The 15,608-nt window shown below is 50.3% G+C and carries 12 protein-coding genes and 1 tRNA gene; 11 read left to right on the plus strand and 2 right to left on the minus strand.

All coding sequences use genetic code 11. The features are described 5' to 3' along the window. The first annotated feature begins 306 nt into the window (after positions 1 to 306). The 3 genes from secA to had all read left to right on the plus strand — a co-directional run bounded on the left by secA (position 307) and on the right by had (position 5,361). Entirely contained in the window at positions 307 to 2,949 is a 2,643-nt protein-coding gene (secA, locus tag DESTI_RS31395) for a preprotein translocase subunit SecA (protein ID WP_014810854.1), read from the plus strand. Positions 2,950 to 3,039: 90 nt separating this feature from the next. Then, a complete protein-coding gene (locus DESTI_RS15195; RefSeq protein WP_014810855.1) occupies positions 3,040 to 3,948 on the plus strand; it encodes an aminotransferase class IV in 909 nt (302 codons plus the stop codon). A gap of 294 nt (positions 3,949 to 4,242) precedes the next feature. After that, positions 4,243 to 5,361 (plus strand): 6-hydroxycyclohex-1-ene-1-carbonyl-CoA dehydrogenase, encoded by a 1,119-nt coding sequence (had, locus tag DESTI_RS15200; protein WP_014810856.1) that lies wholly within the window; start codon positions 4,243 to 4,245, stop codon positions 5,359 to 5,361. Between the two features lie 677 nt (positions 5,362 to 6,038). Here had and DESTI_RS15205 read toward each other — a convergent pair. Both DESTI_RS15205 and pth read right to left on the minus strand, forming a co-directional pair. Further along, entirely contained in the window at positions 6,039 to 6,731 is a 693-nt protein-coding gene (locus DESTI_RS15205; RefSeq protein WP_014810857.1) for a class I SAM-dependent methyltransferase, read from the minus strand. A gap of 86 nt (positions 6,732 to 6,817) precedes the next feature. After that, entirely contained in the window at positions 6,818 to 7,438 is a 621-nt protein-coding gene (gene pth, locus DESTI_RS15210; protein ID WP_014810858.1) for an aminoacyl-tRNA hydrolase, read from the minus strand. Between the two features lie 106 nt (positions 7,439 to 7,544). On the opposite strand from pth, the gene DESTI_RS15215 reads away from it, so the two are divergent. The 8 genes from DESTI_RS15215 (at position 7,545) to DESTI_RS15250 (ending at position 15,581) form a co-directional block, all read left to right on the plus strand. Continuing rightward, positions 7,545 to 7,919 carry a metallopeptidase family protein gene (locus DESTI_RS15215; protein ID WP_014810859.1) on the plus strand — a complete coding sequence of 125 codons (375 nt, stop codon included), beginning with the start codon at positions 7,545 to 7,547 and terminating at the stop codon, positions 7,917 to 7,919. Further along, positions 7,919 to 10,123 carry a sensor histidine kinase gene (locus tag DESTI_RS15220; protein ID WP_014810860.1) on the plus strand — a complete coding sequence of 735 codons (2,205 nt, stop codon included), beginning with the start codon at positions 7,919 to 7,921 and terminating at the stop codon, positions 10,121 to 10,123. The genes DESTI_RS15215 and DESTI_RS15220 overlap by 1 nt, the downstream gene beginning before the upstream one ends. A 511-nt stretch (positions 10,124 to 10,634) precedes the next feature. Next, positions 10,635 to 11,291, plus strand: coding sequence for an L-threonylcarbamoyladenylate synthase (locus DESTI_RS15225; RefSeq protein WP_014810861.1), 657 nt, complete (start codon positions 10,635 to 10,637; stop codon positions 11,289 to 11,291). Positions 11,292 to 11,345: 54 nt separating this feature from the next. Then, positions 11,346 to 11,419 (plus strand) — tRNA-Gln (locus tag DESTI_RS15230). A 157-nt stretch (positions 11,420 to 11,576) separates the two neighbouring features. Beyond that, complete coding sequence (gene hemW, locus DESTI_RS15235; RefSeq protein WP_014810862.1) at positions 11,577 to 12,767, plus strand: radical SAM family heme chaperone HemW; 1,191 nt, start codon at positions 11,577 to 11,579, stop codon at positions 12,765 to 12,767. 108 nt (positions 12,768 to 12,875) lie between these two features. Then, positions 12,876 to 13,733, plus strand: a complete 858-nt coding sequence (locus DESTI_RS15240; RefSeq protein WP_014810863.1) for a PHP domain-containing protein — start codon at positions 12,876 to 12,878, stop codon at positions 13,731 to 13,733. A gap of 16 nt (positions 13,734 to 13,749) precedes the next feature. Beyond that, positions 13,750 to 15,084, plus strand: coding sequence for an alkaline phosphatase family protein (locus DESTI_RS15245; protein ID WP_014810864.1), 1,335 nt, complete (start codon positions 13,750 to 13,752; stop codon positions 15,082 to 15,084). Between the two features lie 29 nt (positions 15,085 to 15,113). Continuing rightward, a complete protein-coding gene (locus DESTI_RS15250; protein WP_014810865.1) occupies positions 15,114 to 15,581 on the plus strand; it encodes a tRNA (cytidine(34)-2'-O)-methyltransferase in 468 nt (155 codons plus the stop codon). Positions 15,582 to 15,608 lie beyond the last annotated feature (27 nt).

Consider the following 15,608-nt stretch of genomic DNA (forward strand, 5'->3'; position numbering starts at 1 on the left):
TCATTGAATTGCTTCTCTAGACGATCCAAGGGAAAATTTCCTCGACCCGGAATGCTCCGGACCGGACACTACCTGAGGGTTAGAGCGCCTCCGGACTCCAAGTTGACAGCCAATTTAGGCTGTGCTAGAGATTTCCATGTTCAGCGGACTTGTGTCCCCTTTCGCGTGAAGAAGGTCACTTTTTCATATCTTGATAACTTTCAACGAGAACTCGGGGCCCGGTTTTTTGTCTTGTAGGAAAGATGAGCGTACGATTCGATTCCATGCTCCGATCATATTATTACCCAATTCGTATAAGGAATGAACATGTTTGCGGCAATCGCGAGAAAGCTGTTCGGCAGCAAGAACGAGCGGGATCTTAAGAGACTGGATCCGCTGGTTCGGGCTATTAATGAACTTGAGCCTCAGATGAAGAGTCTCTCTTCTGAAGACATGAAGGCCAAGACCAGTGAATTCAGGGAGCGGCTTGACCGTGGAGAAGAACTGGACGAATTGATTCCCGAGGCCTTTGCATTGGTGCGGGAGACGTCCGTACGGACGCTGGGAATGAGGCATTTTGACGTTCAGCTCATTGGAGGCATTGTTCTTCATCAAGGGAAAATTGCCGAAATGAAGACAGGTGAAGGTAAGACCCTCGCTGCAACGCTGCCGGTTTATTTGAATGCTCTCACCGGCAAAGGTGTGCACGTGGTCACGGTGAACGATTACCTTGCCCGCCGTGACGCGGAATGGATGTCGGCTATTTATCATTTTCTGGGATTGTCCGTCGGCGTGATCGTGCACGATTTGAGTGATGAGGAGCGAAGGATTTCCTACAATTCTGATGTTACCTATGGCACGAACAATGAATTCGGATTCGATTATCTCCGTGACAACATGAAATTCGCGCTCCAGGATTATGTTCAGCGCGATCTCCACTATGCAATCGTAGACGAGGTGGATAGCATTCTCGTTGACGAGGCCCGGACGCCGCTCATTATTTCCGGTCCGACCCATGAGAATACTGACCGGTATTACCGGATCAATCGGGTAATTCCGGGGCTTCACAAGGAGAGTCACTACACGATAGACGAAAAGGCACGCAGCGTGGTCCTCACGGAAGAAGGCGTTGCCAAAGTTGAAAAAGCTCTCAATGTAACCAATTTATACGATCCGGGTAACATGGAAACGCTCCATCACGTGAACCAGGCATTGAAAGCTCATACACTTTTCAAGAAAGACGTGGATTACATCGTCAAGGACGGGCAGGTCATCATCGTTGATGAATTCACCGGTCGTCTTATGCCCGGTAGACGTTATTCAGACGGCCTTCATCAGGCACTTGAAGCAAAAGAAGACGTACGCATCGAAAACGAAAACCAGACGCTTGCTACGATAACCTTCCAGAATTATTTCCGTATGTACGACAAGCTGGCCGGCATGACAGGAACAGCGGATACGGAAGCAGCCGAATTCAAGAAGATCTACAATTTGGATGTGGTCGTCATTCCTACAAATCTTCCCATGATTCGCCAGGACAATCCGGATCTCATCTATAAAACCGAGCAAGAGAAATTCGATGCAGTTATCGAAGAAATCCGGGATTTGTACCAAAGGGGACAGCCTGTACTGGTTGGCACCATTTCCATCGAGAAATCGGAGTATCTCGCGCGAAGGTTGAAGAAGCTCGGCATTCCCCACAATGTGCTCAACGCGAAAAACCATGCCTTGGAAGCTGAAATAGTAGCTCAAGCCGGAAGATACAAAGGGGTCACCATATCCACGAACATGGCCGGTAGAGGTACGGACATTATCCTCGGCGGTAATCCCCGCTTCCTTGCGTTAGCCCGAAGCAAGAATCCTCAAGATTCCGAGGAGTTCTCCAAATTACTGGGGGAATTCAAGAATCAATGCGAAGATGAAAAACGAAATGTTATAGCCGAAGGCGGGCTCCACATTCTCGGCACGGAACGTCACGAATCGCGTCGAATCGATAACCAGCTACGGGGTCGGTCGGGAAGACAGGGCGATCCGGGCTCTAGCCGCTTTTATTTGAGCCTGGAAGACGATCTCATGCGTATTTTCGGTGGGGATCGCGTGAAAATGATCATGGAACGCGTGGGAATGGAAGAAGGGGAACCCATCGAACACCGCTATACCACCAAAGCCATAGAAAACGCCCAGAAAAAGGTGGAGGCACACAACTTCGATATCCGTAAACATCTCCTGGATTTTGACGACGTCATGAACAAACAACGTGAAGTCGTCTATTCTCAACGCCGTTTCATTCTTGGCGGACAGGATCTGAAAGAGACTATCCAGGATATGATTCAGGATATCGCAGAAGATCTGGTGGATCGATTCTGCGATCCGAAAACCCATTATGAGGAATGGGACATTGCTGCCCTCAAAGAGGCGCTTTGGGGCCAATTCGGCATACGCTTCGATTTTGAAGAGCTTCCTTCCACTCAGGACACTATTGCAGGAATAAGAGATGTTGTGGTCGAAGGCGCTCTCAAAGGTTATGTGCGTAAAACCGAGGAAATCACTCCGGAGATCATGCAGCAACTGGAAAAGTTCATTATGCTTCAAGCCGTTGACAATCAGTGGAAAGACCATTTGCTCAGCATGGATCACCTGAAGGACGGTATCGGACTGCGAGGATACGGTCAAAGAGATCCCTTGAAAGAGTATCAGCGCGAAGGATACGAATTGTTCCTGGACATGAGTCAGCGCATAAAGGAGGAGACAATCCGCAATCTGTTCCTGGTAAGGATCGCCTCTTCCGATGAAGTAGAAGAGCTCGCGCCCCAAAAAGAGCAGGAAATCGTCCTGTCCCACGGCGGAGATTCCTCCGGTGAGTCAAAGGCAAAGCCGGTGCGAAGGCAGGCTGAGAAGATTGGTAGAAATACCCCGTGTCCGTGCGGTTCTGGAAAAAAATACAAAAAGTGTTGCGGTAAAGCTGCTTAGTTCATATTCTCCCGGCCGGAATCCCTCCGGCCGCATTGCCTTTCCTTCCTTTTTCGGTTATAGACTCAATCCTGTTCCCGGCAGTGGAACGTGAATTCCCCGAGCGAGGTGATTACCATTATCTCCTATCAACGAGACCGGTTCGTTACCACAGAGGAACTCTGTTTTCCGTTCATCGGAGATGTTGGCGGTACAATCCGAGGCTACAGGATCTTCACCGCCTGCCGTACGTGTGGCGACAAAATTTTCAGGATTGAAGATCATCTTGATCGTCTGTATTACTCGGCGGCGTCTATCTACATGAAACCTCCCATGAATCGGGATTCTCTGAGAACGCTTCTGTACGCATTGATTCAAGAAAACAGGAAAGCCGGATTCAAGGACGACCTGCTGATAGATATCATTTTTAGCGGTGGACTCGAAGATCACACCATGGCTCAGTCCGGCAGCAGCGCATACCTGTATATTGCCGTCAGAGAATTGATTGTTCCCCCTTCGGAATACTATGAAAAAGGCGTGGCGCTCGCAACGTGCTCCTATATGAGGATGTATCCGGATGTGAAATTGCTCAATTACATGGGCGCTATAATGGCACATCAGACAGTTGTGCCGCTCCACAATGCGTACGATGTAATATTCATCTATCCGCCTGATGGGGTTACCATCCTTGAAGGTTCCACCTTTACGGTATTCTTTGTGAACGCTGAAGGAACAGTCGTAACCCCCCCTTTGGATGGTAAAATCCTGGACAGCGTCACCAGAAGAGTAGTACTTCAAGTCCTGCAACAGAGCGGGAAAATCCGGCTCAAGGAAGATCGGGTGCGGTTGGACGAACTTGAAACCTATCCCGAAGCTTTCATGGTTTCCACAACTCGAAACGTGCTCCCGGTAGTTCGCATCGATGACCGCATTATAGGATCCGGGCAGCCGGGACCAGTGACGCGGGAGATCATGCATCTGGTCGAACAGTATGTAACAACCTTTTCTCTGCAACAATAATAGGAGGCGTGTCGCGCATTGGCAGTACAGTCATGCGAAATCCATATAGTTCACCATACTGAACTTGAATTTACCTTCTGATTCCGTCGCTATGGTCAATTCACATCTGAAATTGTTGTCCTAACTGTAGCGATGTCTTAAGTGTGGTTATTCACAATTTCTCTTGACAGAAGACCGTATACCGCAATATGCTGATGCTACCATTATTTTGCTTGTCCCAAATTCCACCACAAGAACTGTTATTCTCCCGTTCGGGCTGAATACTGATTCCCAACCATTCTTAGGAGGGATCGCATGAGCATTCCAGACAAGATCCAGACTTGGCAAATGATAAAAGGTCCGGTCTTTGATAAAGAGGCCGGAAAGATTACTGCTCCCGGTGTTATGGAGCGGACCGAAATTCCCGTTCCCGAACTCGATAAAGGCGAGGTCCTGGTGGAAATCGCAGGATGCGGAGTTTGCCACACGGACATGTCCTATTTTTACGACGGAGTCCCAACCGTTACGAAGCCCCCTTTGACGCTGGGCCATGAGATTTCGGGTACGGTTGTTGCCGCGGGTCCAGGGGGAGAGTCCTGGATGGGCAAGAACGTCATCGTCCCTGCAGTTATGCCCTGCAATAATTGCGATATTTGCGCAAAGGGTAGAGGCAATCGATGTCTCGCTCAGAAGATGCCGGGCAGTTCGCTGGGGATATACGGCGGTTTTGCAAGCCACATTCCCGTTCCCTCGGAAGATCTGTGCGTGATTGAAGATTTGAAAGGCCGCCCTCTCGAGAATTATGCCGTTGTAGCAGATGCGGTTACGACTCCTTATCAGGCGGCAATCAGGGCCGAAATCTCGGCAGGCGATCCTGTTCTCGTTACAGGCCTCGGCGGAGTGGGCATGTACATGGCTCAGATGGCCAAAGGTTTTGGCGGGAAGCCTGTTATAGGTATCGACATCAATGACGAGAAGCTCCAGAGAGCTCTTAAACTTGGCGCGGTGGACTACGTCATCAACAGCAAAGGTAAGGACTTCAAAGCGATACAGGAAGAATTCCGGGCAATTGCGAAAGAAGTTGGAATCAAACCGAATATCGGCTGGAAGATTTTCGAGTGCACCGGAGTAGGCGCCGCTCAAGAGTTGGCTTTAGGGTTTCTGGGATTTATCGGCAAGCTGGTGATTGTGGGGTTCGGCACCCAGAAGACTTCCTACATGATGAGCAGACTCATGGCTTTCGATGCTGAGGTGATCGGCACGTGGGGATGTTTGCCGAAGTACTATCCTCAGGTACTCGAGATGGTACAGTCCGGAAAAGTTCAGATCGATCCTCTACTCGAGACAAGGCCCATGTCCACAATAGGTAAGGCATTTGAGGAAGCCCATAGTGGGACGAATATGAACAGAATCGTACTGATGCCCGATTTCTGATACAAGCAATACTTGTTTGCGATCAAAGAAACGAACGGGGAACCGTCTCACAGAGAGAGGTTCCCCGTTTTTCTTGCAAAACGGAGAGCGCTACAACCAACTCAAGCCCGCCATCAAAAAACGTGGGGTGAAAGAGAGGATAGGCGCTTGTCTCGGCCATCTTCTCTCGGATATTCGGAGATTGATTCATAGTGATTCTAAAAAGTAATAGCGAATTATCCAGAGCCAATCATCGGAATTGACTGCAACCGGCCTCCGTGCCGGTCATTCAGAGACGCCGGACGCTACTACACAATTGCCAAAGAAATGTCCGATTGAAGATTAAGGACAATTCAGAATATTGGTGGGTGCCGTGCCTCCGTGCCGGCACATCCTCAATATTATAATGATATCGATAGAATGGACCGGCAGGGACGCCGGTCCCCACCAATATAATGTACTAGGGGTGCGGGATAGACATTAAAACTTTCGCAAGCGCCTCAAGTATGGATGTACTTATTTCAACGCCCGTGAGAGTTCCTGTTACATCTTGCGGTTAATTCAGGCAAGTATGGGGCTGCCAAAATGAGGATATTCTCGCTCACAGATGGCAATCCCTCTCGACTGATGAGGGGTTGAAATGCAATCGGCCGGCAGAGACGCCGGCCGTTACCGAAAGATTTCTTTATCCCACCGGATTATTTGTTGAGGGGGCGTTTTGCCAGGGCTATTCTGTAGATGTCGTACACGTCGTACAGGACTATATCTTTAAAACCTGCTCTGGTGAGATTGTTTTCAATTACTTCCGTGGTCTCGTACACATCGCATACTTCTCCCCTGGAGCCGAAAAGACCGACAGTTCCCCCAGGTTTCAGGAAATTGTACATACATGCGTAAATTGCCGGACGAAGATGCGGTTTCACGTGGGGTATCATAAAAGAACTTATCACTTTGTCGAATGGCGTATCCGGGACGTAGTCTTCAACAGATGTAGTGTGCAGCGTGATGTTGGAGAGACCTGCTTTCAAAACCTTTTCTTCACCCAGTTCGATCATGTCGGGCGATAGATCGATTCCCGTCACCTGCTTGGCCTTATGAGCCGCCAAAACCGTAGCTGAACCCGTTCCACATCCGACATCCAGTACCATGTCATTTTCTTCAATTACAAGTTCCATCAACCGCTTGAGTCCTTTTCTGTAACCCGGGTCCATTGACCACTGCAGATCGTAACTCTTGCGTCGATATTTGTAGTAGAGTTGGATGGCTCTTTCCGACGGCATGAGTTTTACAACTGAGGTCCCCTGAATATAGGCGGTTCTCAGGACCTTAATTATCGGCCGAAGCAGCCGTCGGAATGGAGCATTATCCTCACTCACTATTGTCTGATTCATGTACATACCCCCTGGGTAAGAATTCTCGGTCAAAGAAACGATTAGTTTAATATAGCACTATCCAACACGCAAGCAAAAACCCCGAATCATAATGCAGCAGCCGAATCAACCGGTACGTCCTTTATAGAGTGGAGCATCTGTTGTGCACGTTCGACGCCATAAGCTACAACAAACTGTACGGCCCGACAACCACCTGACACCAGATGAGCCGCGGCGGTTTCATCTTGCGGGTCGAATGCACTCAACACGAATGTCTCCGGCGGAACACCCACTGGTGGGCGTCCGACACCCAGCCGCACCCTGATAAAATTGGAAAACCGCAACGAGTCCATAATGGATCGTACACCTTTATGACCGCCGTCACCTCCCCCGAGCTTGATTCTGACCCTGCCGAATGCAATGTCCATATCGTCATGGATCACCATCAGCCGTGACGGATCGGCATACAGACGATTCATTATGGGTGCAACAGCTTTACCGCTCAAATTCATGTAAGTCTGAGGTTTAATGAGGGTGATGGAATGCCCTTCAATCAAGGCCTTGCATATTTCGGCATCGACCCGATCCTTTTTCCAGGAGCTGTTTGAAATCCGGGCCAATTCATCAACGACCATGAAACCGACGTTGTGTCTGTGACGAGCGTACGCCCTTCCCGGGTTTCCCAGCCCCACAATGACAATGTCGCGTTTTGAATCGCTGAAAGGCACCTTTCCAAGTCTCCTGTTTTCTGGTACAAAGTGTCTTATGCGCGCAGAATCCTGAAAGTGTCAAGCTTTCAGAGCAGCGGCATCCATCACAGTAATTGAGACCACCGTGACTCCGGAACTGTTCAACAAGGCCGTGGCCAAAGCCATAGAGGAACTCCCCGCCATATTTCAGGAAAAAATGGAGAACGTGGAGGTGATCGTAGAAGACTTTCCGGACCGGGAGACAATGGAATCTCTGCAATTGGCTTCCCGCTGGGAACTCCTCGGTCTGTATGTGGGTGTTCCCATATCCCAGAGAAGCGTATTCGCTGCAACATATCTTCCGGATCGCATTTATCTGTACCGACGGCCCATTATTGCCGCTGCAGGGTCCTCGCATATGATAGTGACGGCAGTCCGTGACGTTTTGCTCCACGAAATCGGTCATCATTTCGGATTCGATGATGAGGAACTGGGGAAGATGACGGGAGAAGATCGATAATGAGGCAGCCCCTTTCACCCGATGAGGAACAAAAGAAAAGGCGCAGAGAACTCTATGTTGCACTGTTCGCAGCCGTACTTGTGGGAGCGATTTTTCTTGCGGAATCGTACCTGGTCAGGTCCGCGGAAGACATACCGTTTGCGGGACATCTGCTGCTCTTTGGGCTGCTTTCGATTGTAACTCTTCTTCTCATCGTTATCATTTTCTTTCTTATTCGTAATCTGTTCAAACTTGTTTTCGAACGGCGTCGACGGGTTCTGGGATCTCATCTCAAAACTCGGCTCACTTCGGCATTTGTAGCATTGACCCTGGTCCCTACGGTGGTGCTCTTCATTGCGAGTGCAGGGGTACTCCACACCACCATTGAAAGCTGGTTCAAAGCTCAGGTGGAAGAGTCTCTTCAATCGTCGCTGGTTGTAGCGCAGGCGTTCTACCAGACTGCCTCGGAGAAGGTCCTGAATACCGGTGCCCGCCTTGCAGCATTCATTCATGACAATGATTTGTTGAATCCGAGTGAACGAACGAGACTGGTCAAAGCAATGGATGCCTGGAGAGCAGCGGAAGGTATCAGCTCCATTCAACTCTATTTCAGTGACGGCGCAAATCCGGAACTCCTCAAAGATCCGGCACTGAAGGATATTCCCATTCCCCCACCTGTGCCGAGCTTTCTGAAGATTGCTTTTCAGGGCGATGCAACATCCAAGATTATGCCGCTGGAGGGCGGGAGCGATCTCATACAGGGATTGGCACCGATTAAAGAAACCAACGGGGAGCGTGTCTCTGCAGTCCTCGTCATAGATTATTTCATCCCCAATTCATTGGCGGGCAGGCTGTTTTCCATTTCCAGCGCATTCGGAGACTATCAGGAAGCAAAACGTATGAAAGGTCCGGTGAAGACCATGTACGTGCTGATCCTGCTCATGGTTGCTCTCCTGGCTATTTTCATCGGATTTTGGTTCGGTGCGACCATGGCCCGGGACATAACCGAGCCGATCCAGAGGCTCGCTGAAGGAACCCAGAAGATTGCGCAAGGGGACCTGAACGTACACATAGATCCCACTGCGGACGATGAACTCGGGATTCTCGTGCGATCCTTCAATAAAATGACGGATGATTTACGCGAAAATCGGGACGAACTGGTCCGGGTCAACACGGACCTGGAAAGCCGCCGAAAATATACCGAAACGGTGCTGAAAAACATAGCAGCGGGGGTTGTTTCGCTGGATTCCGCAGCCCGAATCACCACAGCAAACAATTCTGCCCGGCGACTTCTCGGAATTGCCGCACGCGATATTCTCAACAAGCCGTGCGCAGACGTACTCCCCGAAGAATCTGCAGCGGCCATCACCAGCATACTCGAAGATGTTGCCGATTCCGATTCGGAAGCATTGGAGCGACAGATCACGCTGTCTTTTCCGGAGCGAGTGACTTCTCTGCTCTGTTTCGCGAACAAACTCAGGGACGAGGAGGGCAATAATCTTGGATTCGTTCTGGTCTTCGAGGATATGACCTATCTGGTGAAGGCCCAGAGAATGGCTGCCTGGAGAGAGGTGGCTCGTCGTATTGCTCACGAGATCAAGAACCCCCTGACCCCCATTCAACTCAATGCTCAGCGGCTTCGACGAAAATATATGCCGGTGCTTGCGGAAGATGGCGCAATTCTGGACCAGTGTACGGACGCTATTATCGATCAGGTGGAACAGTTGAAACACATGGTCAACGAGTTCTCCCAATTCGCGCGCATGCCCGCAGCCAACCCGGTTCCAAATGATCTGAACGCAATGATCTCTGAAGTGGTTAATCTTTATTATCAGGCGAACGATCAGGTGAACATTGTGTTCAAACCCGATCAATCAGTTCCGATTTTCAACCTGGATAAAGAACAGATGAAACGCGCTGTGATGAATCTCCTGGACAATGCCGTTTCTGCAATAGAAAAAAAAGGAATCGTAAAAATAATGACAAGCTACGACAAAGATCTTGCCATTGCATCCGTAGAAGTTGCGGATAACGGAGCCGGAGTAAATCCACACGATCGGGATAGGCTGTTTGAACCATACTTTTCCAGAAGACCTGGAGGAACGGGTCTCGGATTGACCATCGTCAGCACCATCGTCTCGGACCATAACGGATTCATAAGGGTCAAAGACAATCCCGGAGGAGGTGCTCGGTTTATTCTGGAACTACCGGTCCGGAAGACGTGAAGAGTTTCCGGGGAACCCTTTTTTGCAAAAAAGTGTTCCCCGGACCCCTCCCCAAAAGCTCTTAATGTTATCCGGAACCTCAATTTCCTTGCAGGAAATTGAGGTTCCGGCAAGCGTTGGAAGTTCTTGAGATGGAGATCGGGCAGTCTCAGTTTCACCCGGATTACAGGAGGTCTTGCGTAGGATGCTGGTGAGCGAAGCGAACCGCATCGCTCGAGGACGTTTGACGCTCTCATGCGAGCGTACGAAGTAATCCTCTGCGGTTTATTAGGCGTTTCTCCCGCTAGGCGCAGGATCACTTCGCTCCACGCAACAACAAGTATTGAGTTAATTGGTGAATGGTTGATTCCTGTGCCGTTGGTGCGGGTATTCCATTAAACATGGATCGGCAGGGACGCCGATCCCCACCGGGAAGGTTGAGAGTGGATGTCCTTTTCGCGGCGCCTATGCCCCTGGGCCCTCTCCAAGAATCCTAGATCTTATTTCTGTCGCGCAAGGACTTACTGCGAGAATGCCCCAGAGACCTTCTGCGACTCCGAATCGTGAAAAGATGAACTTAGATGCTCAAGATATCTTTGCCAAAGCTCGGGATGTGATCCGCTCCGGCGGTGTCGTCATCGTACCCACCGAAACGTTTTACGGTCTTGCCGTGGCCCCATTCAATGATGAGGCAGTACGGAGAGTATTCAGCATCAAGTCCAGGCCAATCGGCAGTCCGCTGCCGCTTATTGCGTCAGATCGTAAGACTGTTGAAAAGTCTCTGATTTCATCCGATTCTCGTATCTCTATTTTGATGGATCGATTCTGGCCTGGAAGCCTGACGCTGGTGCTGCAATTGGCAGCCCAATTTGCAGAACCCATTTTTGGAGCATCCGGTAAAGTGGGAGTGAGAGTGCCGCCGGATTCGGCTGCTCGCAAGCTTGCTGAACTTGCAGGGGGATTTATTACCGCTACGAGCGCCAACTTTGCAGGAGATCCACCACCCGGCGATGTTCGAAAAATACCAGCAGCATTGATTTCTCTAGTGGATCTGGTGATCGATCTCGGCCCCACACCGGGAGGCAAACCTTCCACGGTGATCGAAATAGATCGGGGTGTGCTCAAGGTGATTCGTGAAGGAGCGGTTCCGATTGCTGCAATCAGATCCGTCCTCGAAGCTTCACCGTAAAATGACATTCAGCTTGACAGGGCCGACCCTAAACGGTACTATGTCTGGATCGGTTGGGGGATCGTCTAGCGGCAGGACGGCGGGTTCTGGCCCCGTTAACCGAGGTTCGAATCCTCGTCCCCCAGCCAGCACCAATCGATTCGGACTCTTCGCATTTTCACTTCCGAGTTTGCCTTTATTTCCCTGAACCGGCCGAATGAGATATCATTATTGCGTCAGATCGCGGATTCGCTTCGGATTAGTTCGTCCACGGTCCGACACTGGGTTCTTGGAGACGTTTCTCGAATGTCCCTGCCTCACAGACAATCGATCCCTACACGATTCCCTCAGGAAGATAACCCCGGCGGGATATACGTGCACGTGCCTTTCTGTAGAACTCGCTGCTCTTATTGTGGATTTACTTCTGGAATATACGACCCGGATGCGAAAGTACGCTACATTCGTTCGATTCTGAGAGAAATCGAGCTTTATGCACATCTTGCGAAAAGGACCGCTCGGGAGTTCTTCTTCAATACCGTGTATTTCGGCGGTGGCACCCCTTCCCTCCTCGATCCGGAGGATGTGTCGCGAATTCTGGTGCAAATTCGATCACATTTAAATGTTGTCCCGGAGGAAATCACTCTGGAGATGAATCCCGGCACCGTGGATAGAGCCCGTCTCAGCAGTCTAAGAAGAATCGGGATAAACCGCGTGAGTTTGGGTATCCAATCTCTTTTGGATTCCGAGCTGTTACTCATGGGCCGAAGTCATGCTGTTGCGGATGCATATGCTGCTTTTCGGGATCTTCGGGCAGCGGGATTCGACAATGTTTCGCTCGATCTCATTGCAGGATTTCCGAGTCAGACATTGGAATCGTTGAAGAGGAGTCTCGACTCCATTCTGGATTTGAGACCGGAACATGTGTCCGTGTACCTCCTTGAAGTGAAGCCTGGAACCCGCCTTCACCGTCTGATCGATGCAGGGGAATTACCTGGTCCTGACGAAGATCTGGCCGCAGACATGTATGAGACGCTCTGCCGCGATGCAAAAGAAGCCGGGTACGAACATTATGAAATATCCAATTTTGCGTTACCGGGCAAGCAGTCCATCCATAACCTGAAATATTGGACTGATTGCGTTTATATCGGATTCGGCCCCGGCGCTCACAGCATGGATGGCCGTACGAGGTACGCGAATTTCCGAGATCTGACTGATTTTGAAAAAGCCGTTGAAGCCGGAGACCTGCCCATTGAGATCAAGACGAAATTGACCCCCGAGATGCGATTCAAAGATGCGCTCATCATGGGCCTGAGACTTGTGGGAGGCCTGAATCTCGAACTGATATCGGAGCGGTACAACGTGGATGCACTTCAATTCATCAAGAAGACTGTTGGAGACTTATTGGACCAAGGTCTCCTCCGTATGCAGGGCGAAATTCTTCTGCTTACAGACAGGGGGCGTTTGCTGTCCAATATGGTGTTTTCTCGATGGGTGTGACAGTACCCCGATGCTCCTGAAATTCTCCAGGCTTGACCGCATCCTCTCGAAGGTTTAAACATTCTAAGACTCGCTATAGGTGAACAGCCATATGATGAGGCCAAGAGAGTGATAGATCTTCATGTACACACAAATATGTCTGACGGGACTTTTTCTCCCGCTGAGGTGGTAAAGCGAGCAGCAAGTCTCGGATTGAGAGCCATAGCGATTACCGATCACGATACTGTTTCGGGAGTCGAGCAGGCGACCGAACAGGGACAGATAAGCGGCGTCGAGATAGTCCCCGGACTGGAAATCAGCGCGGATTGGGATAAGGGAATTCTCCATGTTCTCGGTTATTTCATGGACCAGGAGAATGAGGCACTGGTTTCGGCTCTGGATTTTCTCCAGACAGGACGTCGAGAACGGATTCCTCGTATATTGGCCAAGCTCAAAGAGAACAGCGATATACTTGTCTCCCAAGAAGCTATTGACCGGGAGGCCGCAGGAGGCGTTCCGGGCCGACCTCACGTGGCGAAAGTCATGGTTCGTGAAGGCCTTGTCGAGACAATGCAGGAAGCTTTCGACAGATATTTAGGGAAAGGCACGCCTGCATACGTGAAAAAGGCGAAACTGCCGGCATCCACGGCAATCAGGGTCATTTGCGAAGCAGGTGGCATTCCGGTCCTCGCGCATCCGTATTCGCTCGGATCCGAGAACGAAGCCAGCCTGATCGAGACTGTCACCGTTCTTATGGACAGCGGGTTACAGGGAATAGAAGCGTTCTATCCAAAACACACTCTTCGTCAGACAGAAATCTACCTCAGCGTGGCATCCCGATTTGGGCTCACCGTTACCGGGGGCACCGACTTTCACGGAGAAGTCAAACCGGATATTGAATTAGGACAGTTTCCGCAGTACCCACCCATGGATTATTCGATTCTTGAATCATTGAAATCCAGGCTTCTTTCCCGAGAAAATTCCTGACAGGAGAACTGATTACGTGCTTGGCGGAATAAAAGGAAATGGCCCGCAGAGAGTGGCTGTTCTCGGTCTGGATGGAGTGCCGTTTTCACTTCTCAAGCAGCTCATGGGTTGGGGCGTCATGCCACGCATGGCAGATGCAGCTTCATCGGGAACCTTCGTTCCGATGCGGACCGATCTGCCTGCCATTTCCGCTGTTGCATGGACTTCTTTCATGACCGGCTCAAGCCCCGGAGAACACGGCATTTTCGGATTTACCGATCTAAAACCGGGTGAAATTGGACTTCATCTCCCCTCGTTCGACGATATCCGCAGGCCTGCGATTTGGCACGAGTTACCGTCAAAACGAAGCGTTATCGTGAATCTGCCCTTTACTTATCCGGCTCGATCGCTCAATGGCGTGCTTGTTTCGGGTTTTGTGGCTCCCATATTTGAACGGGCTGTTTATCCCGAGCATTTGATAAAGAAGTTGCGCTCGCTGAATTACCGTATTGATGTAGATGCCGACAAGGGTAGACAAAATCGCCGATTTCTCGTGACCGATCTGTTCGAAACCTTCAATGCCCATACCCATTGCATGGAGGATCTCCTGGTTTCTGAACCCTGGGATCTCTTTATAGGGGTGATTACCGGCACTGACAGGCTCCATCATTTCCTTTTTGACGCGGCTCTTGATCCCGGACATCCCTTTCATAAGGATTTTCTGGAATACTATCGCAGCATTGACGTATTCATCGGAAAATTCATGGATCTCGTGGGGAGTTCGACACGGCTAGTACTCTTGTCAGACCACGGATTCACCGGTCTAAAGATCCAGATCTATCTCAACTCCATTCTCCGAACCCTTGGATATTTGTCTTTTCACAATCCCGGTGCGGGATCGCTGGAGAATTTCAGTTCTGAATCGAAAGCTTTTGCTCTCGACCCCACCCGCATATACATCAACCGCAAGGAACGATTCAGAAATGGGTTGCTCGGGACAACCGAAGCCGAAGAAATCAAAGGGCGCATAAAGCACCAGTTGGAAAATCTGCGCCTCAGAGATATCGGTATAGGACTGTTCGAAGGTTTGGGAGATCTCGATGAACACGTCTTCGAAGCTGTTCTCACGAACGAAGAAGTCTATTCAGGGGAAAATGCACATCTCGGGCCGGACCTCGTCATTGTTCCACGGCGAGGTTTCGATGTAAAAGCTTCTCTCAATGTCCTTTCCATGACAGCGAGAGACATCTTCACCGGCATGCACACGCACGATGATGCATTTCTGTTGATAAATGAGAAGTCGATGCACGGAGAGCTCGATTCTGTGCAGATAAGAGATGTCATGAAACTTGTACGTGAGGTACTCCACTGAGCGGCAACGAGCGTCAGGATTCTCGGCTGTTGAATGTGGTGCTCGTGCATCCGGAGATACCCCCGAACACGGGCAATATCGGTAGGCTATGCTGCGCGGTGGGAGCCACACTGCACCTTGTAAAGCCCCTGGGGTTCAGCATTGACGACCGGAATTTGAAACGCGCGGGACTGGATTACTGGAAGAAACTCAGGGTGCTTGAATGGCCTGATCTGGAAGCCTACCTGTCAGCGGTAGATCATGGGAAAATTGTGCTTACCAGTAGCAAGAGAGGTGATGTGTATCATCGGATACACTTCGAGCCGGGAGACCACATTCTATTCGGTCCGGAAACAACGGGGCTTTCGCAGGATATGTTTCTTCGTTTTCCGAACCGGATTGCCAGGATTCCCATCGATCTCAGCAAAGTCCGAAGTCTCAACCTGTCAACTGCAGCCGGAATCGTCGTATATGAAGCATTGAAACAGATCGGGGCGCTACCTGCCCTGGACACATGAATCGTCGTAAGCGGGATTAAGGGGCTG

The organism is Desulfomonile tiedjei DSM 6799, assembly GCF_000266945.1.
Lineage (GTDB): Bacteria > Desulfobacterota > Desulfomonilia > Desulfomonilales > Desulfomonilaceae > Desulfomonile > Desulfomonile tiedjei.